The following is a 25,424-nucleotide window of genomic DNA, read 5'->3' as shown; positions in this document are numbered from 1 at the left end:
TTCCGGCCTGTGGACGGAGCACCGTCAGGCCACCCGGCGGTACGCTCGCCATCATGACCGAGAGCAGCACGACCACTGGACAGCACGGCTCGAACCGCGTGAAGCGCGGACTCGCGGAGATGCTCAAGGGCGGCGTCATCATGGACGTCGTCACCGCCGAGCAGGCCCGTATCGCGGAGGACGCCGGAGCCGTCGCCGTGATGGCCCTCGAGCGCGTCCCGGCGGACATCCGGTCCCAGGGCGGCGTGGCTCGGATGAGCGATCCTGACCTCATCGAATCCATCATCGCCGAGGTGTCCATCCCCGTCATGGCGAAGGCTCGCATCGGACACTTCGTCGAAGCCCAGGTCCTCCAGGCGCTCGACGTCGACTACATCGACGAGTCCGAGGTCCTGAGCCCGGCCGACTACGTGAACCACATCGACAAGTGGGGCTTCGACGTCCCGTTCGTGTGCGGTGCCACCAACCTGGGAGAGGCGCTGCGGCGTATCAACGAGGGTGCCGCGATGATCCGCTCGAAGGGTGAGGCCGGCACCGGCGACGTGTCCGAGGCGACCAAGCACATCCGCAAGATCCGCTCGGAGATCGCGCACCTGTCGTCGATGTCGAAGGACGAGCTGTACGTCGCGGCGAAGGAGCTCCAGGCTCCGTACGACCTCGTCGTGGAGATCGCCGAGACCGGCAAGCTCCCGGTCGTGTTGTTCACCGCCGGGGGTGTGGCGACGCCGGCCGACGCCGCGATGATGATGCAGCTGGGTGCCGACGGCGTGTTCGTCGGATCCGGCATCTTCAAGTCCGGCAACCCGGCTCAGCGGGCGGCGGCCGTCGTCAAGGCGACGACCTTCTTCGACGACCCTCAGGTCATCGCCGAGGTGTCCCGTGGTCTCGGTGAGGCGATGGTCGGCATCAACGTCGCCGACCTCGCGGCACCGCACCGCCTCGCCGAGCGTGGCTGGTAGCCCCGCGTCCGGCCTGAACCAGGTGACGTCGTGACCGGGTCGGCACGCGTCGGCGTCCTCGCCCTGCAAGGGGACTTCCGCGAGCATGCGGCCGTCCTCACCGGCCTCGGGGCGGACGTCAGCCTCATCAGGCGTCCCTCGGAACTGACCGGCATCGACGGACTCGTCCTCCCCGGCGGGGAGTCGAGCGTGATGGACAAGCTCGCTCGCTCCTTCGACCTCGCCGGACCGTTACGCGAAGCGATCACCGCCGGGTTGCCCGTGTACGGCACCTGCGCCGGACTCATCCTCCTGGCCGACCGGATCCTCGATGGGATCGCCGGCCAGCAGAGTCTCGGCGGGCTCGACGTCTCCGTCCGGCGCAACGCCTTCGGGTCGCAGCTCGACTCCTTCGAGACGGACCTCTCGATCCCGGTCCTCGGCGACCCGCCCGTGCACGCGGTGTTCATCCGCGCGCCGGTGGTCGAGGCCGCCGGGCCGGCGGTGACACCTCTCGCCTCGCTGCCCGACGGTCGGATGGTCGCCGTCGAGCAGGGGAACCTCCTCGGCACGTCCTTCCACCCCGAGGTCACCGGCGACACCCGCTTCCACGCCTACTTCCTCGACAAGGTCGAGCGATCCCGCTGAGGCATCGTTGCCTGCTCCCGCCACCCGTCCCGGCGTGATCGCGAGTTCCGGGCCGCTGGCCTAGACTGGTCAGGTTCTTTTCACGCAGTTAGGGAGCACATGTCCGGACACTCCAAGTGGGCGACGACCAAGCACAAGAAGGCGGTCATCGACGGCCGCCGCGCGAAGTCGTTCGCCAAGCTCATCAAGAACATCGAGGTCGCGGCCAAGATGGGCGGCGCAGACCTCGCGGGCAACCCGACGCTGCAGGACGCCATCCAGAAGGCGAAGAAGACCTCGGTCCCGAACGACAACATCGACCGCGCCGTCAAGCGCGGTGCCGGCCTCACCGGTGAGGTCGTCGACTACACCACGATCATGTACGAGGGCTACGGTCCGAACGGCGTCGCGCTGCTCGTCGAGTGCCTCACCGACAACAAGAACCGTGCAGCAGCCGATGTCCGGACGCTCATGTCCCGCAACGGCGGCACCATGGCCGACCCGGGCTCGGTCGCCTACAACTTCCAGCGCAAGGGCCTCATCGTCGTGCAATCCGAGGGGACCACCGAGGACGACGTTCTCGGCGCCGTCCTCGATGCTGGCGCAGAAGAGGTGAACACCGAGGGCGAGACCTTCGAGGTCGTCACCGAGCCGAGCGACATGGTCGCGACCCGGACCGCCCTGCAAGAGGCCGGTATCGACTACGACTCCGCCGACGTCGCCTTCGTCCCGAACCTCAAGGTCGAGATCGACGCCGACACTGCGCGCAAGGTCTTCAAGCTGATCGACGCCCTCGAGGACAACGACGACGTCCAGAACATCTACAGCAACTTCGACCTCACCCCCGAGGTGCAGGCCGAGCTCGAGGCCGACGACGAGTAATCCGGCACCCGTGCCGAGCGAAGCTCATTCGAACGGATGTACGACACTCCGTCCTGCCGGAGCGTTCGGAGCTTCGGCCACGCCTAGGGTCGGAACATGACTCTGCGCGTCCTCGGCATCGATCCCGGCCTGACCCGATGCGGGGTGGGGGTCGTCGACGTCCTGCCCGGACGACAGGCCACGATGGTCGAGTACGGCGTCATCCGGACGGACGCGCACGCCCCACTCGAGCAGCGCCTCCTCATGATCGCGCAGGGCATCGCCGAGGCGATCGAGCGCACCTCACCGACCGCGATGGCCGTCGAGCGGGTGTTCGCTCAACACAATGTCCGGACGGTCATGGGTACCGCCCAGGCGAGTGGGCTCGCCTTGCACGCTGCGGCCGCGAACGGGATCCCCGTCGGCCTGCACACCCCGAGCGAGGTCAAGGCCGCGGTGACCGGATACGGCCGGGCGGACAAGCTCCAGGTGCAGACCATGGTCGCCCGGATCCTCGGTCTCGACGAACTCCCGAAGCCCGCTGACGCCGCCGATGCGCTCGCGCTCGCGATCTGCCACGCCTGGCGACCCGTCGTGTCGACGGCGGCGACACCCGTCGGCGCAACGCCGCAGGGGAGTGGAGCACTCACCCCGGCCCAGCGTGCGTGGGCGGCGGCGGAACGCGGCGGCGCTCCGCGCGAGGCGGCCGTCCGGGCCCGGGCAGCGCGGAGCCCTAGGCTGGAAGCATGATCTCCTCCCTCCGCGGCACCGTCCTGAGCGCGGTCGGCAACCTCGTCGTGATCGAGGTGGGCGGCGTCGGATTCGCCGTCCAGGTCACGCCGGCCCATGCACTCTCACTCCGGGTCGGCACCGAAGCGCTCCTCTCGACGACACTGATCGTGCGGGAGGACTCGCTCTCCCTGTTCGGGTTCCGATCCGCTGAGGAGCTGTCCGTGTTCGAGCTCCTGGTGAGCGTCACCGGGGTCGGCCCGAAATCGGCACTCGGCGTCCTGGAGGCGTTGACGCCGGAGCAGATCGCCGCCGCCATCTCCGCGGACGACGACGCCCCGTTCCGAAAGGTCTCCGGGATCGGGCCGAAGACGGCGAAGCTCATCACCGTCTCGCTCGCCGGCAAGCTCCGCGTCACCAGGACGACGCCTGAAGCTCCGGCGACCACCGTGAACGCCGCCGCGATCGCCGATCAGGTCGTGACGGCGCTCATCGGACTCGGTTGGCCGGAGAAGACGGCGACGCAGGCGGTCGTGGAGGCCTCCGCCTCCGCAAGTGCGGCCGACCTCTCTACCGTGCCGTCGCTCATCCGCCTGGCCCTCGGCAGACTCGGCCCGGCGCACGCCGGAGGCCGTACCTCGTGACGGACGCTCCAGAAGACCTCACCAATCCAGCCGCCGAGTCCGACGCGGAACTGGCGTTCGAGGGGGCACTCCGTCCGCGGTCGCTCTCCGAGTTCGTCGGTCAGTCGAAGGCCCGTGGTCAGTTGCAACTCCTGATCACGGCCGCCGGGATGCAGAACCGCACCCCCGACCACATCCTGCTGGCCGGCCCTCCTGGACTCGGCAAGACGACCCTCGCGATGATCGTGGCGCACGAGACCGGGAAGCCGCTCCGGCTCACGAGCGGTCCGGCCATCCAGCACGCCGGCGACCTCGCAGCGGTCCTGTCGTCGCTGACCCCGGGTGAAGTCCTGTTCATCGACGAGATCCACCGCATGGCCCGCCCTGCCGAGGAGATGTTGTACCTCGCCATGGAGGACTTCCGCATCGACATCATGGTGGGCAAGGGTGCCGGCGCGACGAGCATTCCCCTCGAGCTGGCACCGTTCACCCTGGTCGGAGCGACCACCCGCTCCGGTCTGCTGCCGAACCCGCTCCGCGACCGCTTCGGGTTCACCGCCCATCTCGAGTTCTACGACGAGCCGGAACTGCAGCAGGTGCTGCACCGCACCGCCGACATGCTCGGGCTCGACATCGACGGACGGGCCGTCGCCGAGATCGCCGGACGCTGTCGGGGTACGCCGCGCATCGCCAACCGCCTGCTCCGCCGCGTCAGGGACTACGCACTCGTGCACGGTGGCCGCGCCGACCTGGAGACCGTCCAGGCCGCGCTCGAGCTCTACGACGTCGACGCCCTCGGTCTCGACCGACTCGACCGGTCGGTCATGGAGGGCATGCTCGACCGCTTCGCCGGAGGCCCGGTCGGGCTCAGCACACTCGCGGTCTCGGTCGGCGAGGAAGCGGAGACGATCGAGTCCGTCGTCGAGCCGTTCCTCGTCCGGATCGGCCTCATCACGCGCACGCCACGGGGCCGCGTGGCGACCCCGGCCGCCTGGCGGCACTTCGGCAGAACACCTTCCCAGCACGGCTCGACCCTCGATGGCCTATAATTTCCCTTTGGCGGTGCGTTCCCAACGTCTCCCGCCCTCAATCTCCTCTGGAAGGTTCCCATCGTGGATGCAATGACCCTCGTCCTGTTCGGCCTCGCCGGCGTCATGATCGTGTTCATGATGGTGAGCAACAACAAGCGGAAGAAGCAAGCCGCGGAGACCGAGCAGAAGCTCGTCCCCGGCGCCGAGGTGCTCACCGGCTTCGGTGTCTACGGCACCCTCATCTCGATGGACCGCGACTCCCGCAAGGCCGATGTCGAGATCGCCCCCGGCGTCATCGTCACCATCGACCCCCGCTACGCGGGTGCGGTCGTCGCCCCGACGGTCGCCGAGACCGCGGAGGAGGCCCCGGTCGTCGAGTCGATCCCCGACGACGCCTCATCGCTCGACCTCTCCAAGCCCGAATTCGGCCAGCGCGTCGAGGACACCTCGAAGCCGCAGAAGAGCGACGACTAGTCCCAACCCCTTCCCGGGCGGGGGCCGTCGTGCCACCGCCGGCAGAGAAAGCTGAGTTCCGAGTTTGGCAAAGTCGACTCCGGTCAAGAAAGCGTGGCGTTCGCTCACCTGGCTTGGCGTAATCCTCATCGGTTTGTTCGCGATCAACGCGGCCGGGGTCCTCTGGGGGAACAGCTCTTGGGCGCCCAAGCTGGCCCTCGACCTCGAGGGTGGCACCCAGATCATCCTCGCGCCGAAGCTGGAGTCCGGCCAGACGGTCTCCAACGAACAGCTGAACCAGGCCGTGGCGATCATCCGCCAGCGCGTCGACGCGTCCGGCGTCTCGGAGGCGGAGATCACGACGCAGGGTCAGAACGTCGTCGTCTCGATCCCGGGAACCCCCGACGAAGCGACGCTGAACCGCATCGAGAGTTCCGCGAAGCTCGAGTTCCGTCCGGTCCTCACCTCACAGCAGCTGACTCCCGGTCAGCCGTCCAACACCTTCATCGGTGAAGACGGCGCCTCGACCCCGTATCCGACGCCGGATCCAGGCCTCGAGAGCACACCGACCGCGTCGCCGACCAACGCGAGCGACCTGTCGCAGGTGACGCCCGCGCTGTACGCCGCCTTCCAGGCCTACGACTGCGCCGCGAACGCGGACTCGCTCGACGCCACCGCAGCGCCCGCCGCCGACCCGCTCATCACCTGCGACGTCGACGGCACGTTCAAGTACGTCCTCGGCCCGGTCGAGGTGTCCGGAGAAGACCTGTCCGACGCGAGCGCCGGCATCAAGACCACGTCCTCGGGTGCGAGCACGGGCGAGTGGGCGGTGTATCCGGTCTTCAACGAGAAGGGCACCGCGCTCTTCGCCGATGTCACCGGCCGCCTGACCTCGCTGCAGAGCCCGCAGAACCAGTTCGCGATCGTGCTCGACGGCAACGTCATCTCCGCACCGCAGTCGCTCGCCGTCATCTCGGACGGCAAGCCCGAGATCAGCGGCTCCTTCACCGAGGAGTCCGCCAAGACCCTCGCCGACCAGCTCAAGTTCGGTGCCCTACCGATCAGCTTCGTCGTGCAGAGCCAGGACACCATCTCGGCGACCCTCGGTTCGACGCAGCTGGAGAGCGGCCTCATCGCCGGTCTGATCGGGCTCATCCTGGTCGTCATCTACACGCTGTTCCAGTACCGGCTCCTCGGAACCGTGACCATCGCCTCGCTCGTCGCGGCTGCGGTGCTCACGTATGTGGTGATCCTGCTGATGTCCTGGCGCCAGGGCTTCCGGCTCTCCCTCGCCGGGATAGCGGGCCTCATCGTGGCCATCGGTTTCACCGCGGACTCGTTCATCGTGTACTTCGAACGCATCAAGGACGAACTCCGCGACGGCCGCGGTCTGGAGTCCGCCGTCGAAGCCGGCTGGAAGCGCGCCAAGCGCACCATCTATGCGGCGAAGGGTGTCAACCTCCTGTCCGCCGTGGTGCTGTACGTCCTCGCGATCGGCAACGTCCGCGGCTTCGCCCTCACCCTCGGCGTGACCACGATCATCGACGTCATCGTCGTGCTGCTGTTCACGCACCCGATGATGCAGCTCCTCGGCCAGACGAAGCTCTTCAACAGCGGCAAGCCGTTCACCGGTCTCGACCCGTCGGCGCTCGGCGCCATCTACCGTGGTCGCGCGGAGTTCCGGAAGCCCGTCTCGGTGCCCGGCGCCAAGGCCGCGTCCAGCAGCCGCGAGGCGGCCAAGCGCCAGACGATCGCCGAGCGCAAGCAGGCGGCCCTCGTCGGAGGCGGCTCCGACACCAGAGCAGACGATCTGCCGACCGATGGGAAGGACTCCTGATGGGTGCGTTCGCACGGTTCGGAAACGAGCTCTACACCGGGAAGCGCTCCTACGACTTCGTCGGCAAGCGCAAGATCTGGTACACGATCGCCATCGTCGCGGTCGTCCTCTCCGTGTTGATCCCGGTCGTCAAGGGCGGATTCAACTTCGGCATCGAGTTCCGCGGTGGTTCGCAGTTCCAGATCGCCGACGTCAAGAGCACCGATCAGACGCTGGCCGAAGACGCGGTCGCGTCCGTCGTCAGCGGCGCGACCACCCACGTCACCGTCGTCGGAGGCAACTCGGTCCGCGTGCAGACCGACCAGCTGAAGAACGACAAGGTCACCCAGCAGGTGTCGGCAGCCTTGGCCGAGGCCTACGGCGTCGAACAGTCCGACATCACGAGTTCGTTCATCGGCCCGTCATGGGGTCAGGACGTCTCCAAGCAGGCGATCGTCGGCCTCATCGTGTTCCTCGTGCTCGCGGCGATCCTCATGGCCCTGTACTTCCGAACCTGGAAGATGTCCGCGGCCGCGCTGCTCTCCCTCATGCACGACCTCATCATCACGGCCGGTGTCTACGCCGCGACGGGCTGGGAGATCACGCCGGCCGCCATGATCGGCTTCCTCACCATCCTCGGCTTCTCGCTGTACGACACCGTCGTGGTGTTCGACAAGATCCGCGAGAACACGACGCTCGACGCCGACGGCGCGGCCCGGACGTTCGGGGAGTCGGTCAACCTCGCGGTCAACCAGACCCTGGTGCGCTCGATCAACACCGGCGTCGTGGCGGCGCTCCCGGTCGCGGCGATCCTGTTCTTCGGTGCCTTCGTCCTCGGTGCCGACACGCTGCGCGACATCTCGCTCGCCCTGCTCGTCGGTATCCTCGTCGGCACGTACTCGACGATCTTCGTCGCCGCACCGCTCTACGCGAACTTCCGGCACAACGAGCCCCGCATCGCCAAGCACGACAAGCGCGTGCTGCAGGCGCGCGAGCGCGCTCAGACCTCGGATGACGCCGAGGGCGAACGCACGGAAGCAGACGCGCCGCTGGCGCGTTGACCCCGACAGCGACCGACAACCGCGTGCACGAGCGCAGGGAGGCCTGAGATGGCGGACACCACGACATCCTCGACGGCCTCCCTGCGCCGTCTCGTCCCACGGATCTTCTCGAAGGCACAGCCGGCCGGCGCCGTCGACACCCTGATGCGGACGGTGCGGCAGCACCATCCCAAGGCCGACCTGGCGCTCATCGAACGTGCGTACACGGTCGCCGAGCGGGCCCACTCCGGCCAGAAGCGCCAGAGCGGCGAACCGTACATCACGCACCCGGTCGCCGTCTCCCAGATCCTGGCCGACCTCGGCATCGGACCGAAGACGATCGTCGCCGCCCTCCTCCACGACACCGTCGAGGACACCGACTACTCGCTCGACCAACTCCACGCCGACTTCGGCGACGAGGTCGCCATGCTCGTCGACGGCGTCACGAAGCTCGACAAGGTCAAGTACGGCGACAGCGCCCAGGCCGAGACGGTCCGGAAGATGATCGTCGCGATGTCGAAGGACATCCGCGTCCTCATCATCAAGCTCGCCGACCGGCTGCACAACGCACGGACCTGGGGATTCGTCCCGGCCGAGAAGGCGGCGAAGAAGGCCACGGAGACCCTCGAGATCTACGCACCGCTCGCGCACCGCCTCGGGATCCAGGCGATCAAGTGGGAGCTCGAAGACCTGTCCTTCGCCGTGTTGTACCCGAAGCTCTACGCCGAGATCGAATCGCTCGTCAAGCAGCGGACACCGCAGCGCGAGGAATACGTGCAGCACGTCATCGACGCGGTGAACGAGGACCTCAAGGCGCAGAAGATCCGCGGCAAGGTCGCCGGTCGCCCGAAGCAGTACTACTCGATCTACCAGAAGATGGTCGTCCGCGGCCGCGAGTTCGACGACATCTACGACCTCGTCGGCATCCGCGTCCTCGTCAACTCGCTGCGCGACTGCTACGCGGTCCTCGGGTCGATCCACGCACGGTGGACGCCCGTCCCGGGGCGCTTCAAGGACTACATCGCCACGCCGAAGTTCAACCTGTACCAGTCGCTGCACACCACCGTCGTCGGACCGGGCGGGAAGCCCGTCGAGATCCAGATCCGCACGAACGAGATGCACCAGCGGGCCGAGTTCGGTGTCGCCGCGCACTGGAAGTACAAGGAGCGGATGAACAGCGGGAAGACCGCGTCCTCCGCCGAGCCCGACAGCTCGATGGCCTGGCTCGCCCACATCTCCGACTGGCAGGCGGAGACGGCGGACCCGGGGGAGTTCCTCGACTCGTTGCGGTTCGAGATCGGCGCGAAGGAGGTCTACGTCTTCACCCCGAAGGGGCGTGTCGTCGGCCTGCCCGCCGGCGCGACGCCGGTCGACTTCGCCTACGCCGTCCACACGGAGGTCGGCCACCGGACGATGGGCGCCCGGGTCAACGGGCGGCTCGTGCCGCTGGAGAGTTCGCTCAACACGGGCGACGTGGTGGAGGTCTTCACCTCGAAGAACCCCGACTCCGGTCCGAGCCAGGACTGGTTGAACTTCGTCAAGAGCCCTCGGGCGCGGAACAAGATCCGCCAGTGGTTCACGAAAGAGCGACGCGACGAGGCCATCGAGCAGGGCCGTGACGCGATCGCGCGGGCGATGCGCAAGCAGAACCTGCCGCTCCAGAAGCTCATGAACCAGGACTCGTTCGCCGAGGTCGCGGCGCAGCTGCGCTACGAGGACGTCACGGCGCTCTACGCGGCCGTCGGCGAGGGCCACGTCTCGACGCAGTCCGTGCTCGAGAAGGTCGTCGCGCTCCTGCAGAAGGACGCCGACAGCGAGCACGCCGAGTACACCGTCCCGGTCCGCGGGAGCCGCCGTGAGCGGCTGCAGAACAGCGACTCCGGGGTCCTCGTGCTCGGTGCTCCCGACATCCTGGTCAAGCTCGCGAAGTGCTGTACCCCGGTCCCGGGTGATGAGATCGTCGGGTTCGTCACGCGGGGCTCCGGCGTCTCCGTCCACCGTTCGGACTGCCACAACGTCCAAGGCCTCCTGCAGGAGCCCGAGCGCATGATCGATGTGGAGTGGGCTCCGTCGTCGAAGAGCGTGTTCCTCGTCCAGATCCAGGTCGAGGCACTCGATCGAGCCGGACTGTTGTCGGATGTCACGCGGGTGCTGTCCGAGTACCACGTCAACATCCTGTCGGCGACGGTGAACACCTCGAGCGACCGCCTGGCCATCAGCCGCTTCGTGTTCGAGATGGGGGACACCACCCACCTCGACCGCGTGTTGAACGCGGTCCGGCGGATCGACACCGTCTACGACGTCTACCGGGTCAACGGCGGCTGAGCGGGAGCGACCAGGACGCCAGTTCGCTCCGAGTCGGCTCGAGGCCGGGGAGCATCACCTCGGTGGCACTCGACACGACACGGACGATCCGTGTGCCGCCGAGGACCCGTGGGACGGAGCGGACCCACGCGACGACCTCCTCAGGGCTGGTGAGCCCGAGCAGGAAGTAGTTGCGGATCGTCGACATGGCCTCCTCCGTGTCGGCCCCGGTGCGCCGCGCCAGGTCCGCTACCGTGCGCGTGGGGGTCGTGACCCGCAGTGCGCCGCACCGTTCGCTGTCGTCGGCGCGGAGTGACACCTGACGCAGACGCAACCGGGGCGAACGCGCGCTTCGCCGTTCAATCGACACGAAGCCCGTGTGGACCCTCGGTGCGATGAGCGCCGCGCCGTGCAGCCAGGCAGCACTCGTCTCGGCGATGACTGCGCCGGCCAGCCCGGGCAGCTGTTCGAGGACCGCCGCACGCAGCCTGACGGTGTCGGGTTCGTCGACACTGCAGTAGCCGTCTTCGAAGGCGAAGACCTCGCCGTCGAGCCGCGCGGCGGCGAACTCAGCGACGGAGAGCTCAGGCGGCTGGAGGTAGGCGGGGAGGCGGCTCGTGGAGGCCGAGGGATCCGTCGTGCAGTGTGGCTCGGTGGGGGAGGACGTCTGGAGTGCCGTGGACATACGACGATCCTCCTGCAGCCGTCCGGCAGCAGGAGGATCGTCGACGGATCTGTGGAGAACCGCGTCCGTCACGCGGTTGGTGGAGCGGATCCGCCTAGCGGATCGCCCCGAGCCACGCCTTGCGAGCATCCAGCGCCTCGATGGCGGCGGTCAGCCGGTCGGCGTCACCGGAGGCTCGTGCCGCCTCGACCTCGTCCTCGAGCTTGGCGATGGCGTCGGCGAGCTGGCTCGCGAGCCCCTCGGTACGAGCCTTCGTCTCGGGGTTGTTGCGCTTCCAGTGCTCGTCCTCGAGCTGCTTGACGTGGGTCTCGATCTTGCGCAGACGGTCTTCGACGACGCGGACCTGCTCGCGCGGGACCTTGCCGATCTCGTCCCACCGACGCTGGATGTCGGTGAGCGCCTTGCGCGCCGAGTCCCGATTCGTGTCGGCCAGGATCGGCTCGGCATCCGCCAACACCGCGAGCTTCAAATCCAGGTTGCCCTGGAACTCCTCGTTGTCGCGCGCGTCGATCTCGGCCTTCGCGCCGTAGATCGCGTCGCCTGCGGCCTTGAACTTCGCCCAGAGCGCGTCATCCTGGCGCTTCCCGGCACGCGGGGAGGCCTTCCACTCGTCGAGCAGGCTGCGGTAGGCGGGGATGCCTTCGGCGCCCTTAGCGATGAGGGCCTCGGCACGCTCGACGAGCTTCTGCTTGATCGCGCGGGCCTCCTTGTGGACCGAGTCCAGCTCCGTGTAGAACGCACGACGGTGCTGCTCGATCGTCGCGCGCGCCGTCCGGAACCGCTTCCAGAGGTCGTTGGCGTCGTTCTTCGCGAGACGCGGACCGTCGTGCTGCTGGCGCTGCCACTCGGCGAAGAGTTCGTCGAGTCGCGCCGAGGTCTGCTTCCACTGCACCCGTGCCGGATCCTGCTGCGCGAGCTGCTCGGCTTCCTCGACGATCGCGAGACGCGCGCGTGCCGCTTCCTCGAGCGCTGCCTTGGTCTCCTGGCTCTGCGCCTCGGTCAGCTCGCTCACGGTGCCGTCGAGCGCCGCGAGGCGGGTCAGGAGCGCCTGGAGGTTGCCGACCGCGTTGGCGGACTCGACCTGCTTGGTGATCGACTTCACTGCCTTCGCGACGTCCGTCGCCGGTGCACCGCGCTTCGCGCGCTGCTCGAGGAGCGTCACCTGTCCGGCGAGGTCCGTGAACTTGCGCTCGAAGTACGCGAGCGCCTCCTCCTTGGAACCGTCGGGGTACTGTCCGACCGCTCGTTCACCGTCGGCCTCACGGACGTAGACGGTGCCGTCGTCGTCGACACGACCCCACGGTTCGATCTCTGGACTGGTCACGCGCATCACCCTTGCTGTGTGTTGACCGCCGTTCGTGGCGATCGTGATCGATCCACAAGCCTATTACCCCGAGTCCTGCTCGGGGCGACCGCTTGCGCCGGTCGGTTCCGTCTGGTGCAGGTTACTGCACGCGCTACTGGACCGTCACCGAGGTGATGGTGGCGGGGACCGCTGGAGCACCGTCACCGCTGCCGTCTGCGACACCGCCGGACACGACACTCGAGACGAGCTGGTCGAGACCGCTCGTGATCTGGCCGAGCACGGTGTAGCCGCCGGCGGCGTCGGACGGGATGGTCGAGTCCTGGTACACGAGGAAGAACTGCGAACCGTTGCTGTAGCCGTTCCCTCCCTGGCGTGCCATGGCGATGGTGCCGGCCGGGTAGACGTCGTCCGTCGGTGCGTTCTCGACCGGGCCGTAGCTGTACCCGGGGCCGCCGGTGCCGGTGCCGTCGGGGTCGCCGCACTGCAGGACGTAGATGCCGCTCGTCGTGAGGCGGTGGCAGGTGACGCCGTCGTAGAAGCCGGACTGGGCGAGGGAGATGAAGGAGGAGACGCCCTGCGGCGCGCAGCCTCCGTCGAGAGTGAGGTTCATGACGACGTCGTTGATCGTCATCTCACCGCTCCAGTCGCGGTCCTCGGCGATCGTGCTCGCGGGGACTTCGCCGGTGTTCGCGCCGTCGGTGGCCCCGGTGACACCGCAGGCCCCGGCCTCGGCGGAGGCGGTGGGCGTCGCGACCGGGGTGCCCGGACCGCCGGCGAAGAAGAACACCTGCGCAGCCGTGGCACCGGCGAGGATGACGACGAGCGCCGCAGCGGCGATCACGTTGTCGCGGACGCGGCGCTTGGAGCGGTGCTCGTGCACGGTGCGCCGGGCGTTGTAGGCGCGCAGCCGTGCGCGTGCTGCGCGTGCCTCTTTGTCCGGACCCTTGCTCGTTGCCACGTCGTTCCCTCCAGGTGCCGTCGGCCGAGCGGCGGCATCGCGCTGTCATCTGGCACCACGCCCGCGGCGGACTGCCCAGGAGAACCTTACGGGGAGCGCTCCGCGCGGACCAAACGGCGCACGACGGCGGCGACCCCGTTCTGCAGCGGGTCCGCGTGTCGCAGGCTGCGGCTAGCCTGGTGGAATGTTCAGTCGAGGACCCGGCATCGCCGGCGCACCGGTCCCGCTCGCCGTGCGCATGCGGCCCCGCAGCCTCGAGGAGGTCGCCGGCCAGCAGCACCTGCTCCGCCCCGGCTCGCCGCTCGTCCGCCTGGCGAGCGACAACGAGGGGACGCAGGCGGCCGTGTCCGTCATCCTCTGGGGCCCACCGGGCACCGGGAAGACGACGCTCGCGCAGGCCATCGCGCACAGCTCCGGTCGCCGGTTCGTCGAGCTCTCGGCCGTGACGGCGGGCGTCAAGGACGTCCGGCAGGTCATGGAGGAGGCGATGTCGAGCCGCGACCTCTACGGCAGCTCGACCGTCCTCTTCCTCGACGAGATCCACCGGTTCACGAAGGCACAGCAGGACGCCCTGCTCCCCGGCGTGGAGAACGGCTGGGTCATCCTGGTCGCCGCGACGACCGAGAACCCGTCCTTCTCCGTCATCTCCCCGCTGCTGTCGCGTTCGCTGCTGCTCACGCTCGAACAGCTGAGCGACGACGACCTCGGCATCCTCATCGACCGGGCCGTGACCGACCCGCGTGGCCTGGCCGGTCGCTTCACCGTGACGCCTGAGGCCCGCGCCGCGATCATCCAGTTGTCATCCGGCGATGCCCGACGCGCCCTGACGGCGCTCGAGGCGGCCGCGATCGCAGCCGACTCCGATCTCGGCGCTCCGGTCGACCCCGACGAGCTCGATCTCGACGACGCGGGCCTCCTCGACGTCGGCGATGAGGACGACGAAGACGACGAAGACGGGGTGGACGACGACTCCGACACCGCGACGCGGGCGCCCCGCGGTCCCGTCATCACCGATGAGCTCGTCTCGCAGGCGGTCGACCGCGCCCTGCTCCGATACGACCGCAACGGCGACGAGCACTACGACGTCATCAGCGCGTTCATCAAGAGCATCCGCGGGTCCGACGTCGACGCCGCGCTGCACTACCTCGCTCGGATGATCGAGGCGGGGGAGGACCCGCGCTTCATCGCCCGCCGCATCATCATCTCCGCGGCCGAGGACATCGGCATCGCCGACCCGCAGGCGCTGCCCATCGCCGTGGCGGCCGCCGACGCCGTCCAGTTCATCGGCATGCCCGAGGGGCGCATCCCGCTGGCCGAGGCCGTGGTGTACCTGGCCACCGCCGCCAAGTCGAACGCGGCCTACGTCGCCATCGACCAGGCCATCGCCGACGTCAGGGCCGGAGCCTTCGGACGCGTACCGAAGCCGATGCGCGACGCCCACTACGCGGGCGCCAAGCGCCTCGGACACGGCAAGGGCTACCGCTACCCGCACGACCACCCGATCGGTGTCGTCGCCCAGCAGTACCTGCCCGACGAGCTCCGCGACGTCCGGTACTACCAACCCACCGACCACGGCCACGAGCGTGACATCTCGGCACGGTTGGACAAACTCCGGAAGATCGTCCGGGGCGAGTGATCGTCGGGTCGCGGCGGCCCGGCGACCGGGGCACGTCGTGCTAGTATTGATCCGCCTAGAACCGGTGTGACTGCGCGGCTGCTCGATCACCGTGTTCGACGGGCGTGTTCTGTAGCCGAACAGCCCCGGCGGACCCCTCTGACTTTGTCCGGTGTGATTCCGGATCACCGACGCGTCTTCGCGCCGGTCATTCATCGTTTGAGACTTCATCGAAAGGAAACCGTGTCTACCAAGTCACGTACCCGCAGCAAGACCCGCCTCTCGCGGGCACTCGGCATCGCCCTCACCCCGAAGGCCGCCAAGTACCTCGAGAAGCGTCCCTACGCTCCCGGTGAGCACGGCCGCACCAAGCGCAAGGCCGACAGCGACTACGCCGTCCGTCTGCGCGAGAAGCAGCGTCTGCGCGCCCAGTACGGCATCCGCGAGGCTCAGCTCAAGATCGCCTTCCAGGAGGCACGTCGCACCCAGGGCCTGACGGGTGAGAACCTCGTCGAGATCCTCGAGACCCGTCTCGACGCGCTCGTCCTCCGTGCCGGCTTCGCCCGCACCACGGCTCAGGCTCGCCAGATGGTCGTGCACCGCCACATCATGGTCGACGGCCAGCTCGTCGACCGCCCGTCCTTCCGCGTGAAGCCGGGCCAGCTCATCCACGTCAAGCCGCGCTCCGAGGGCACCGAGCCCTTCCAGGTCGCCGCTGCCGGCGGTCACGTCGACGTCCTGCCGAAGGTGCCCGCGTACCTCTCGGTCGAGCTCGACAAGCTCCAGGCACGTCTCGAGCGTCGCCCGAAGCGCGCCGAGGTCCCCGTGACCTGTGAAGTGCAGCTCGTCGTCGAGTACTACGCAGCCCGCTAGGACTGCGGCCCGGCTCAGGGCACCACACGAAGAGGCATCGGCTCCGGCCGGTGCCTCTTCGTCGTTGTACGACGCCAACGGTCCACCGCGCTCGACTACGATGGATGCTTGGTACGCCCGGCGACGCCCGGGTGGTCGCACCGCAGATGAGGAGTTCCCCATGAAGAACGTGTTCTGGCTGATCGTCGGCATCGGCGCCGGCTTCGTCGTCGCCCACGAGATCAACAAGACACAGTCCGGCAAGCGGTTCTTCTCCGAGCTGGACTCACGCGTCAGGGAGTTCACCGACACCGTCGGCGACGCCTACAAGGAGCGCGAGGCGCAGCTGCGCGACACGGCGGAGTCCGTCGTCGCGCGCGTCGAGGACGCCGCAGAAGACCTCACCAAGCCGTAGCGGCACGCCCGGACGGGCATCGCCGCAGCGCACGAACATCGACACGCACACCCCTGACGTACGGACACCATGGACACCGCTGACATCCGCTCCCGCTGGCTCACCTTCTTCGGCGATCGGGGGCACACCGTCGTCCCCTCCGCCTCCCTCGTCAGCGACGACCCCTCGCTCCTCTTCACGGTCGCCGGCATGGTGCCGTTCGTGCCGTACCTCACCGGCGTCGTCCCCGCGCCGTTCAACCGCGCCACGAGCGTCCAGAAGTGCATCCGCACCAACGACATCGAAGAGGTGGGCAAGACGCCCCGGCACGGCACCTTCTTCCAGATGAACGGCAACTTCTCCTTCGGCGACTACTTCAAGGAGGGGGCGATCACCTACGCGTGGGAGCTCCTGACCGGCAGTGAGTCGAGCGGCGGCCTCGCCTTCGACGAGAAGGACCTCTGGGTCACCGTGTACAAGGACGACGACGAGGCGATCGACCTCTGGAAGCGCGTCGCAGGGCTCCCCGAGCACCGCATCCAGCGGCTCGACAAGGACACGAACTACTGGTCGACGGGTCAGCCCGGACCGGCCGGCCCGTGCTCGGAGATCTTCTTCGACCGCGGTCCCGCGTACGGAGCCGACGGCGGACCGGCGACCGACGACGACCGGTACGTCGAGATCTGGAACCTCGTCTTCATGCAGTACCTGATCGAGAACGTCCGCGGCAAGGTCGACTTCGACATCGTCGGCGAACTCCCGAAGAAGAACATCGACACCGGCATGGGGCTCGAGCGGGTCGCCTTCCTCAAGCAGGGCGTCGAGAACATGTACGAGATCGACCAGGTGCGGCCGGTCCTCGATCGCGCCGCCGAGTTGAGCGGCCGTCGCTACGGTGCCGACCACGACGACGACGTCCGAATGCGCGTCATCGCCGACCACGTGCGTTCCTCGCTCATGCTCATGAGCGACGGCATCACGCCGTCGAACGAGGGACGCGGATACATCCTCCGCCGCCTCATGCGACGGACCGTCCGTGCGATGCGCCTCCTCGGCGTCGACACCGCGACGTTCCCCGAGCTGTTCTCCGCCTCGCGCGACGCCATGAAGGCCGCCTACCCCGAGGTCGAGACCGACTTCGGCCGGATCTCGCAGAGCGCCTACGCTGAGGAGGAGACCTTCCTCCGGACACTGGCCAGCGGAACGACCATCCTCGACCTCGCGCTCGAGCAGACCAAGGGCACGGGTCGGACGGCCCTCGCCGGCGACTCCGCGTTCCTGCTGCACGACACCTATGGGTTCCCCATCGACCTGACCCTCGAGATCGCGGAGGAGGCAGGCCTCTCCGTCGATCGCGACGCGTTCGATTCGCTCATGACCGCGCAGCGCCAGCGGGCGAAGGCCGACGCGAAGGCGAAGAAGAGCGTCCTCGCCGACCTCTCGGTCTACAGCGACATCCGCGCCAAGGGCGAGACCGTGTTCACCGGCTACACCGAGCTCGAGACCGAGAGCCGCATCCTCGGCATCATCGTTGGCGGCCACCCGGTGCAGCGCGCGGTCGCCGGCGACATCGCCGAGGTGATCCTGGCGGAGACCTCGTTGTACGCCGAGTCCGGCGGGCAGGAGGCCGACCAGGGCGTCATCGTCGGTCCCGGATACGAGCTCGAGGTGCTCGACGTCCAGAAGCCGGTCAAGGGTCTCATCGCGCACAAGGTGCAGGTGAGCCAGGGCGAGGTGGGCGTTGACGCACCGGCGACGACCATCGTCGACGCGAGCTACCGCCGCGGCGCGCAGCAGGCGCACTCCGGTACGCACATCATCCACGCCGCCCTGCGACAGGTGTTGGGCGACAGTGCCCACCAGTCCGGTTCGTCGAACAAGGCAGGCTATCTCCGGCTCGACTTCACCTGGAACCAGCCGCTGTCACCGGCGACGAAGTCGGAGATCGAGGAGATCTCCAACAACGCCATCCGCGACAACCTGCAGGTGAGCACCCGCGAGATGGCGCTCGACGACGCGAAGGCGCTCGGCGCCATGGCGCTGTTCGGCGAGAAGTACGGCGAGACCGTCCGCGTCGTCGACATCGGCGGGCCGTGGTCGCGTGAGCTGTGTGCGGGCACGCACGTCAGCTCCAGCGCCGAGATCGGGTTGATCAACCTCGTCAGCGAGTCGTCCGTCGGCTCGACGAACCGTCGGGTGGAGTCGCTCGTCGGACTCGAGGCCTTCCGCGACCTCGCCGCCGAGCGGGCGCTCGTGTCACAGCTCTCCGGCAGCCTCAAGACGCCGAAGGAGCAGCTGCCCGACCGCATCGCCGAACTCGTCGCGAACCTCAAGGCCGCTGAGAAGAAGATCGCCGCGTTCGAAGCCCGTGGGCTGAGCGAACGTCTCCCGGCACTGGCGCTGACCGCTCACCGCGTCGGCCCGGTGTCGCTCGTCGCCGAGCACCTGGGCGAGCTCGGGTCACCGAACGACGTCAGGACGCTCGTCACGCAGCTCCGCGAGCAGCTCGGCGCGAGCCCGGCGGTCGTCGCCCTGGGCGCGGTCGTCGGCGGGAAGCCCGCGATCGTCGTCGCGACGAACCAGGGTGCCCGCGACGCCGGACTCAAGGCAGGCGTCCTCGTCCGGGTCGCGGCCGGTGTCCTCGGCGGCAACGGTGGCGGGAAGGACGACCTCGCACAGGGTGGCGGCGTCGACGCCACCGCGCTCGGCGACGCCCTCGCTGCGATCGCCCGCGAGATCGCCTGACATGACGGACGGGTTCCGTCGCGGAGTCCGACTCGGGATCGACGTCGGGAAGGCCAGGGTCGGAGTCGCGAGAAGCGATCCCGACGGCCTGTTGGCCACACCGGTTGAGACGGTCCCACGGGACCTCGGCGGTGACGCCGACATCCGGGCGATCGCAGTCATCGCCGAAGAACTCGGCGCGGTGGAGCTCGTCGTCGGTCTCCCGATCGCCCTGTCGGGGAAGGACACTGCGTCCACGCAGGACGCCCGGGAGTTCGCGGCCCGGCTCAGGTCGATCACCGGTGTCCCGGCCCGTCTCGTCGACGAGCGGCTGACGACGGTGACCGCCCACAGCGCCTTGCGCTCCGCTGGGAAACGACAGAAGCAGACCCGCTCGATTGTCGATCAGGTGGCGGCCGTCATACTCTTGCAGTACGCCCTCGACGCCGAACGCGGTTCGGGGCGACCCCCCGGAAGCCCCGTCGACCCGTGAACAGGACGTGCCTGTGTCGAATCTGACACCTCAGAACAACCCAGCAGACGATCCGCTCGCAGACCTCTTCACGTCCGAACGGAACGCCGCGGGGGAGCAGCCGGTGCCATTGTCCCGACGAGAGGCACGTCAGCAGCGTGAGGCCGCGGAAGCCGCCTCGACGCCGCCCGAGCCCGTCGATGACGACGCCGCGAGCGACACGGCCGCACCGGCCCCGACCGGCGCCGCGTCGGTCGACGCCTCATCGGTCGACGCCCCCTCGACCGCCGCGTCGTCGGGTGACCCCGGCGTCAGCGAGCCGGCCAGGAACGACACACCCGTGAGCGCGCCGACCCCACGTGCGCCCGAGTCGGACGACACCGAATCCTCGGCGTCCCGCGCCAGGACCGCGACCATCCCCGCGTTCGAGGACCTGCTCGCTGAGGACGACACGGCCAACGACAGCGGGCCGCAGCCGATCCATCGGGGGCGCCGTCGTGCGCTGGCCGGTGGGGAACCGCCGAAGCGCCGACGTGGTCGACGCGGGCTCATCGCACTCATCGTGTCGATCGTCGTCGTCGGGGGTCTCGTCGCCTGTGCCGCGGTCGTGTGGACGAGCTACGAGCCGCAGATCCGCAAGGTCCTCGGCTGGGAGGAGCCCAACGACTACGAGGGCGCCGGCAGCGGCGAGGCCGTCGTCATGGTCAACGAGGGCGACATCGGTGAGGACATCGCGACGAGCCTGCACGACGCTGGGGTCACGAAGTCGTTCGACGCCTTCTACGACCTCCTCCTCGCACAGCCCACCCAGCCGGAGTTCTTCCCTGGCGCCTACAAACTGAAGCTCAAGATGAGCGCCGAGTCCGCCCTTGCGGCACTGACCGATGAGGCGAACCGCATGGAGGACACCTTCGTCATCCCCGAGGGCACCGCGGAGCAGGACGCACTGCCGTCGATCGCGGAGGGCACCGGCATCCCGCTGGAGGAACTCCAGGCGGCGGCCGCCGACGTCGCGTCCTTCGGTCTCCCCGCCGAGGCGACCTCGCTCGAGGGGTTCCTCTTCCCGGCGACCTACAGCCTCCCCGACGGCGGCGATGCGCACGCCGTCCTCCAGACCCTCGTGAACCGGTCGTTCCAGGCGCTCGACGACGCCGGGGTGAAGCCCGAGGACCGCTGGAAGACCATCGTCCTGGCCTCGCTCATCCAGAAGGAGGCGGGCCTCCGCGACGACTACTACAAGGTGTCTCGGGTCTTCCTCAACCGGCTGGACCCGGCCCAGTGGGAGAGCGGTCTGCTGCAGTCCGACGCCACGGTCGCGTACGGGACGGGCAACACCCACCGGGTGTCGACCACGGACGCCGAGCGCGCCGACGCTTCGAACCCGTACAACACCTACGTCCACCCGGGCATGGTCGTACGACCGATCTCGAACCCGGGTGACCTCGCGATCGACGCCGCGCTGCACCCGGCCGACGGACCCTGGCTCTACTTCGTCACGTGGAACCTCGACTCCGGCGAGACGATCTTCTCCACCACCCAGGAGGAGCACGAGGCCGCGGTCGACAAGTGGCTGTCCTGGATGGACGAGCACCCCGAGTACCAGTAGCGGAAGCGTGGCGCACATGAGTGGACCAGGGCCGGGTCACGGCGAGGACGGGCAGCCGCGGCTCGCCGTGCTCGGCGCGCCCATCGCCCACTCCAAGTCCCCGGCACTGCACGAGGCCGCCTACCGGGTGCTGGGGCTTGACTGGGACTACGGTCGCCATGAACTCGAGGCGGCCGACCTCTCGGCCTTCCTCGACGACCTCGGCTCGGACTGGCGGGGACTCTCGCTGACCATGCCCCTGAAGCATCGCGCGCTCGAGCTGGCCGACGTGGCCGACCGCGCCGCAACCGAGACCGGGGCGGTCAACACGTTGCGTCTCCGCCGAGCCGAAGACGGATCCCGTCGGATCGAGGGGTTCAACACCGACGTCGGCGGCATCGTCCGCGCGATCGGGGCGGCCGGCGTCGACACGATCGCGTCCGCGGTCGTCCTGGGCGGGGGAGCGACGGCCTCCTCGGCGATCATGGCGGCGGCGGACCTCGGTGCCGAACACGTCCACGTGGCGCTTCGACGACCGGCCCAGGCGCGACCACTCGAGGACCTCGCCGGCCGGCTGGGGCTGCGGTTCGCCTCAGGGCCGCTCGACGGTGAGACGCCTGACGCACCACTCGTGATCAGCACCCTTCCCGGCGGCGCCCTCACCGAACCGGGTCCGGTCCTGTCCCATGCCCCGGGCGCGCTCCTCCTCGACGTCGCGTACGACCCGTGGCCGAGTGTGCTCGCGGAGGCGTGGTCGCAGGCCGGCGGGTCGGTCCTCAGCGGGCTGTCGATGCTCGTGCACCAGGCGTTGCTCCAGGTCCGGATCTTCGTCCTCGACGATCCGCTCCTCCCACTCGAGGACGAGGCGACGGTGCTCCGGGCGATGCTCGACACGGTCCACCTCGATCACACCGGAGCACCGGTCGCGTCGCACTGACCGCTTCGGACGCATCCGTCGCCCACCTGCACACCCGCCGGGCCGTCGGACGAAGGCGCACGGTCGCGTCCCGGCTCTATGGAAGGATAGGACCATGCTTCGTTGGCTCACTGCCGGAGAGTCTCACGGCCCGGAACTCATCGCCGTCCTCGAGGGACTCCCGTCCGGCGTCCCCATCTCCATGGACGGCGTCCGCGCCGACCTCGCCCGACGGAAGCTCGGCTACGGCCGAGGGTCCCGCATGAAGTTCGAGGAGGACGAGCTCAACCTGTCCGGTGGCGTCCGCCACGGCTTCTCCATGGGCAGCCCGATCGCGATCCGTATCGGCAACACCGAATGGCCGAAGTGGGCCGAGGTCATGAGCCCCGAGCCGACCGAGATCTCCGACAAGTCTCGCGGCCGCAGCGCCGCGCTCACCCGTCCGCGTCCCGGCCACGCCGACCTGACGGGCATGCAGAAGTACGGCTTCGACGAGGCGCGTCCCGTGCTCGAACGCGCCAGCGCACGCGAGACCGCTGCGCGCGTCGCCCTGGGTGCCGTCGCGCGCTCCTTCCTCGGCGAGCTGGGCATCACCCTCGTCAGCCACACGCTGTCGATCGGCCCTGTGCGCGTTCCCGAAGACAGCCCGCTGCCGGTGCCGGCCGACGTCGACGCGCTGGACGCCGATCCGCTGCGCTGCTTCGACAAGGCGACCTCGGAGCGCATGGTCGCCGAGGTCGACGCGGCCAAGAAGGACGGCGACACCCTCGGCGGCATCGTCGAGGTCCTGGCCTACGGACTCCCACCGGGGCTCGGCTCCTACGTCCACTGGGACCGCCGACTCGACGCACGGCTCGCGGCAGCACTCATGGGCATCCAGGCCATCAAGGGTGTGGAAGTCGGCGACGGCTTCCTCACGACGACGCGTCGCGGTTCCGCGGCCCACGACGAGCTCGTCCAGGAGAGCGACGGCATCGCCCGACAGAGCGACCGCGCCGGCGGCACCGAGGGTGGCATGACCACCGGTACCGTCCTCCGCGTCCGCGCCGGCATGAAGCCGATCGCGACCGTCCCGCACTCGCTCCGCACGGTCGACGTCGCGACGAGCGAGGCCGCCACCGCGCACCACCAGCGCTCGGACGTCTGCGCGGTCCCGGCCTCGGGTGTCGTGGCCGAGGCGATGGTGGCCCTGGTCCTCGCCGAAGCGGTGCTCGAGAAGTTCGGTGGCGACTCCGTCCCCGAGACGAAGCGCAACCTCGACGGATACCTGGCAGCGATCCCGTCGAACCTGCGCACGCGAGGCGACCACGCCTCCAGCGCCGATGCCTGAGCAGGCCGCCGATCTCCGGCTCCCCGTCGTCCTCATCGGACCGATGGGGTCGGGGAAGAGCCGGGTCGGCAAGCAGTTGGCGAAGCGCCTGGGAGTGCCGTTCGTCGACACCGACAACGTCGTGTCCGGCGAGCACGGCGCGATCGCGCGCATCTTCGAGCGACACGGCGAGGCGCACTTCCGTGCCCTGGAGCGTGCGGCGGTCGCCACTGCCCTCGAACAGCCGGCGATCGTCTCACTCGGCGGGGGAGCGGTCCTCGACGAGGACACGCAGCGTGAGCTCGCCGATGCACGCGTCGTGCTCCTGACGGTCACCGAGGAGGCCGTGCTGGCACGGGCCAACCTCGACAAGCGTCCACTCCTCCGCGACGACCCCGGCGCGTGGTCGCGCATCGCCGCCGCCCGGCGTCCCGTGTACGAACGACTCGCGGATGTCACCTTCGACACCTCGCACCGACCCATCTCAGGCATCGTCGACGAGCTCGTCGCCTGGGTGAAGGAGCCTGCATGAGCACCGAACCGACCACCTCGACCGAGCGGACCGTCATCGAGGTGACGGGATCCTCGCCGTACCCCATCACGATCGGGAGAGGGCTGGAGGACGTGCTCGTCGACGCCCTCGGGACCGGCGTGCAGCGGGTCCTCATCGTCCACCCCGCGACGCTGGGCGAGAAGGCGGCCAAGCTGCGCGAGACCCTGAGCGACCGGTACCAGGTGCTGCTCGCCGAGGTGCCCGACGCCGAGGCGGGGAAACGGGTCGAGGTCGCCGCGTTCTGCTGGGGAGTCCTCGGGCAGGCCGACTTCACGCGCTCCGACGCGGTCATCGGCTTCGGCGGTGGCGCCGTCACCGACCTCGCCGGCTTCGTCGCCGCCACCTGGCTGCGCGGCGTCCGGCTCGTGCAGGTCCCCACGACGGTCCTCGGCATGGTCGACGCGGCCGTGGGCGGGAAGACGGGCATCAACACCGCGGAAGGCAAGAACCTCGTCGGCGCCTTCTACGCCCCGGCCGCCGTCGTCTGCGATCTCGACACGCTCGACACCCTCCCGAAGAACGAGATCCTCGCCGGGTTCGCCGAGGTGGCCAAGGCCGGGTTCATCCGCTACCCGGAGATCCTCGACCTCATCGAGGCCGACGTCGACGCCGCGACCGACCCCGACACGCCCGCCTTCCGCCGCTGCATCGAGCTCGCGATCCGGATGAAGGCCGACGTCGTCAGCGAGGACTTCACCGAGCAGGGCCTCCGCGAGATCCTCAACTACGGGCACACGCTGGGGCACGCCATCGAGCACGCCGAACGGTATCAGTGGCGACACGGTGCCGCGGTGGCGATCGGCATGATGTACGTCGCCGAGCTGTCCCGCCTCGCCGGCCGACTGTCGGACGAGGTCGTCGACCGCCACCGTCGCGTCCTGGAGCTCCTCAGCCTGCCGATCGCCTATCCGGTGGGTCGCTGGAACACCCTGCTCGCGACGATGCAGCGCGACAAGAAGACGCGTGGTTCGATGTTGCGGTTCATCGTGCTCGACGACCTCGCCAAGCCGACCGTCCTCCAGGGGCCCGAGACCTCGCTGCTCTTCGCCGCCTACCAGGAGATCGGCTCCTGACCGACGCCGTCGCGCTCCGTGAGCGCTCGACCCGAACGGATACCCTCGACTCATGACCACCGTGCTCGTCCTCAACGGACCGAACCTCGGACGCCTCGGCAGCCGTGAACCCGACGTCTACGGCTCGGCCGACCTCGATGCGCTGCGCACCGTGCTCGAGGCCGACGCGGGCGACGGGACGCGGATCGACCTGCGTCAGACGGACGACGAAGGCGAGCTGATCGGCTGGCTCCACGAGGCCGTCGACTCCGGGACGTCCGTGATCCTCAACCCCGCGGCGTTCACCCACTACAGCTACGGGCTCCGCGACGCGGCGGCCATGGTCACGAAGGCCGGCCTCCTGCTCGTCGAGGTGCACCTCTCGAATCCGCACGCCCGCGAGGCCTTCCGTCACACGAGCGTGATCTCCGGTGTCGCGACCGGCGTGATCGCCGGTTTCGGCTTCGACTCGTACCGCCTCGCCCTCAACCTCGTGGTGCGCTGCAGCGCCGAGTGACGTGCGCGGCGCCCTGATCCACCACGGGCGCGTTGGTCACGGGTCCTCGCAGCGGTTACACTCG

24 protein-coding genes are annotated in these 25,424 nt (G+C 68.9%); 21 read left to right on the top strand and 3 right to left on the bottom strand.

Annotation, left to right across the window (positions count from 1 at the left end):
- Positions 1 to 53: 53 nt before the first annotated feature.
- From pdxS to ITJ62_RS07780, 10 genes are all read left to right on the top strand, one after another.
- Positions 54 to 959 carry a pyridoxal 5'-phosphate synthase lyase subunit PdxS gene (gene pdxS, locus ITJ62_RS07825; protein WP_079705912.1) on the top strand — a complete coding sequence of 302 codons (906 nt, stop codon included), beginning with the start codon at positions 54 to 56 and terminating at the stop codon, positions 957 to 959.
- A 30-nt stretch (positions 960 to 989) separates the two neighbouring features.
- Positions 990 to 1,586 (top strand): pyridoxal 5'-phosphate synthase glutaminase subunit PdxT, encoded by a 597-nt coding sequence (pdxT, locus tag ITJ62_RS07820; RefSeq protein ID WP_137241690.1) that lies wholly within the window; start codon positions 990 to 992, stop codon positions 1,584 to 1,586.
- A 99-nt stretch (positions 1,587 to 1,685) separates the two neighbouring features.
- Positions 1,686 to 2,447, top strand: coding sequence for a YebC/PmpR family DNA-binding transcriptional regulator (locus ITJ62_RS07815; RefSeq protein WP_085510866.1), 762 nt, complete (start codon positions 1,686 to 1,688; stop codon positions 2,445 to 2,447).
- Positions 2,448 to 2,543: 96 nt separating this feature from the next.
- The gene (gene ruvC, locus ITJ62_RS07810) at positions 2,544 to 3,176 is read left to right on the top strand and encodes a crossover junction endodeoxyribonuclease RuvC (RefSeq protein ID WP_194600690.1); all 633 of its coding nucleotides are present in this window, start codon (positions 2,544 to 2,546) and stop codon (positions 3,174 to 3,176) included.
- The gene (gene ruvA, locus ITJ62_RS07805; protein WP_079002492.1) at positions 3,173 to 3,799 is read left to right on the top strand and encodes a Holliday junction branch migration protein RuvA; all 627 of its coding nucleotides are present in this window, start codon (positions 3,173 to 3,175) and stop codon (positions 3,797 to 3,799) included. The genes ruvC and ruvA overlap by 4 nt, the downstream gene beginning before the upstream one ends.
- Positions 3,796 to 4,827, top strand: a complete 1,032-nt coding sequence (gene ruvB, locus ITJ62_RS07800; RefSeq protein ID WP_079705916.1) for a Holliday junction branch migration DNA helicase RuvB — start codon at positions 3,796 to 3,798, stop codon at positions 4,825 to 4,827. Before ruvA ends, ruvB begins: the two co-directional genes overlap by 4 nt.
- 72 nt (positions 4,828 to 4,899) lie before the next feature.
- The gene (gene yajC, locus ITJ62_RS07795; RefSeq protein WP_064293818.1) at positions 4,900 to 5,283 is read left to right on the top strand and encodes a preprotein translocase subunit YajC; all 384 of its coding nucleotides are present in this window, start codon (positions 4,900 to 4,902) and stop codon (positions 5,281 to 5,283) included.
- 64 nt (positions 5,284 to 5,347) lie between these two features.
- Positions 5,348 to 7,099 (top strand): protein translocase subunit SecD, encoded by a 1,752-nt coding sequence (gene secD, locus ITJ62_RS07790; protein WP_064293819.1) that lies wholly within the window; start codon positions 5,348 to 5,350, stop codon positions 7,097 to 7,099.
- Complete coding sequence (gene secF, locus ITJ62_RS07785) at positions 7,099 to 8,139, top strand: protein translocase subunit SecF (RefSeq protein WP_079705917.1); 1,041 nt, start codon at positions 7,099 to 7,101, stop codon at positions 8,137 to 8,139. The genes secD and secF overlap by 1 nt, the downstream gene beginning before the upstream one ends.
- A 48-nt stretch (positions 8,140 to 8,187) precedes the next feature.
- The gene (locus ITJ62_RS07780) at positions 8,188 to 10,443 is read left to right on the top strand and encodes a bifunctional (p)ppGpp synthetase/guanosine-3',5'-bis(diphosphate) 3'-pyrophosphohydrolase (RefSeq protein ID WP_079705918.1); all 2,256 of its coding nucleotides are present in this window, start codon (positions 8,188 to 8,190) and stop codon (positions 10,441 to 10,443) included.
- Here the strand turns inward: ITJ62_RS07780 and ITJ62_RS07775 are convergent.
- From ITJ62_RS07775 to ITJ62_RS07765, 3 genes are all read right to left on the bottom strand, one after another.
- Positions 10,430 to 11,107 carry a hypothetical protein gene (locus ITJ62_RS07775; RefSeq protein WP_194600687.1) on the bottom strand — a complete coding sequence of 226 codons (678 nt, stop codon included), beginning with the start codon at positions 11,105 to 11,107 and terminating at the stop codon, positions 10,430 to 10,432. The two genes, ITJ62_RS07780 and ITJ62_RS07775, sit on opposite strands and share 14 nt — an antisense overlap.
- A 94-nt stretch (positions 11,108 to 11,201) precedes the next feature.
- Complete coding sequence (locus ITJ62_RS07770; protein WP_369808437.1) at positions 11,202 to 12,431, bottom strand: DUF349 domain-containing protein; 1,230 nt, start codon at positions 12,429 to 12,431, stop codon at positions 11,202 to 11,204.
- A gap of 133 nt (positions 12,432 to 12,564) precedes the next feature.
- A complete protein-coding gene (locus ITJ62_RS07765) occupies positions 12,565 to 13,371 on the bottom strand; it encodes a peptidylprolyl isomerase (RefSeq protein WP_194600684.1) in 807 nt (268 codons plus the stop codon).
- A 184-nt stretch (positions 13,372 to 13,555) separates the two neighbouring features.
- Here ITJ62_RS07765 and ITJ62_RS07760 point away from each other — a divergent pair, with 184 nt between their 5' ends.
- The 11 genes from ITJ62_RS07760 to ITJ62_RS07710 all read left to right on the top strand — a co-directional run bounded on the left by ITJ62_RS07760 (position 13,556) and on the right by ITJ62_RS07710 (position 25,360).
- A complete protein-coding gene (locus tag ITJ62_RS07760; RefSeq protein WP_082915828.1) occupies positions 13,556 to 15,007 on the top strand; it encodes a replication-associated recombination protein A in 1,452 nt (483 codons plus the stop codon).
- A gap of 222 nt (positions 15,008 to 15,229) precedes the next feature.
- Entirely contained in the window at positions 15,230 to 15,859 is a 630-nt protein-coding gene (rpsD, locus tag ITJ62_RS07755; RefSeq protein WP_064293825.1) for a 30S ribosomal protein S4, read from the top strand.
- 160 nt (positions 15,860 to 16,019) lie between these two features.
- Entirely contained in the window at positions 16,020 to 16,253 is a 234-nt protein-coding gene (locus ITJ62_RS07750; RefSeq protein ID WP_079002498.1) for a hypothetical protein, read from the top strand.
- A gap of 69 nt (positions 16,254 to 16,322) precedes the next feature.
- On the top strand, positions 16,323 to 18,977 hold the full coding sequence (gene alaS / locus ITJ62_RS07745; RefSeq protein ID WP_194600682.1) for an alanine--tRNA ligase: 2,655 nt from the start codon (positions 16,323 to 16,325) through the stop codon (positions 18,975 to 18,977).
- Between the two features lies 1 nt (position 18,978).
- Positions 18,979 to 19,449 carry a Holliday junction resolvase RuvX gene (gene ruvX / locus ITJ62_RS07740; RefSeq protein ID WP_138947071.1) on the top strand — a complete coding sequence of 157 codons (471 nt, stop codon included), beginning with the start codon at positions 18,979 to 18,981 and terminating at the stop codon, positions 19,447 to 19,449.
- Between the two features lie 103 nt (positions 19,450 to 19,552).
- Positions 19,553 to 21,034: an endolytic transglycosylase MltG gene (gene mltG, locus ITJ62_RS07735; protein WP_370581865.1), complete on the top strand. Its 1,482-nt coding sequence runs from the start codon at positions 19,553 to 19,555 to the stop codon at positions 21,032 to 21,034.
- A 16-nt stretch (positions 21,035 to 21,050) separates the two neighbouring features.
- Positions 21,051 to 21,950: a shikimate dehydrogenase gene (locus tag ITJ62_RS07730; RefSeq protein ID WP_194600678.1), complete on the top strand. Its 900-nt coding sequence runs from the start codon at positions 21,051 to 21,053 to the stop codon at positions 21,948 to 21,950.
- Between the two features lie 94 nt (positions 21,951 to 22,044).
- Positions 22,045 to 23,259, top strand: a complete 1,215-nt coding sequence (gene aroC, locus ITJ62_RS07725) for a chorismate synthase (RefSeq protein ID WP_064293830.1) — start codon at positions 22,045 to 22,047, stop codon at positions 23,257 to 23,259.
- Complete coding sequence (locus ITJ62_RS07720; protein ID WP_194600676.1) at positions 23,252 to 23,770, top strand: shikimate kinase; 519 nt, start codon at positions 23,252 to 23,254, stop codon at positions 23,768 to 23,770. The genes aroC and ITJ62_RS07720 overlap by 8 nt, the downstream gene beginning before the upstream one ends.
- Positions 23,767 to 24,864 carry a 3-dehydroquinate synthase gene (gene aroB / locus ITJ62_RS07715; RefSeq protein WP_194600674.1) on the top strand — a complete coding sequence of 366 codons (1,098 nt, stop codon included), beginning with the start codon at positions 23,767 to 23,769 and terminating at the stop codon, positions 24,862 to 24,864. The genes ITJ62_RS07720 and aroB overlap by 4 nt, the downstream gene beginning before the upstream one ends.
- 52 nt (positions 24,865 to 24,916) lie before the next feature.
- Positions 24,917 to 25,360: a type II 3-dehydroquinate dehydratase gene (locus tag ITJ62_RS07710; RefSeq protein WP_194600672.1), complete on the top strand. Its 444-nt coding sequence runs from the start codon at positions 24,917 to 24,919 to the stop codon at positions 25,358 to 25,360.
- The last annotated feature ends 64 nt before the right edge of the window (positions 25,361 to 25,424 follow it).

The sequence above is a fragment of the Plantibacter sp. VKM Ac-2876 genome, assembly GCF_015350715.1.
Classification (GTDB): domain Bacteria; phylum Actinomycetota; class Actinomycetes; order Actinomycetales; family Microbacteriaceae; genus Plantibacter; species Plantibacter auratus.
The sequence above is the reverse complement of the archived record's forward strand: the minus strand, read 5'-3'. Positions and strand labels throughout refer to the sequence as shown.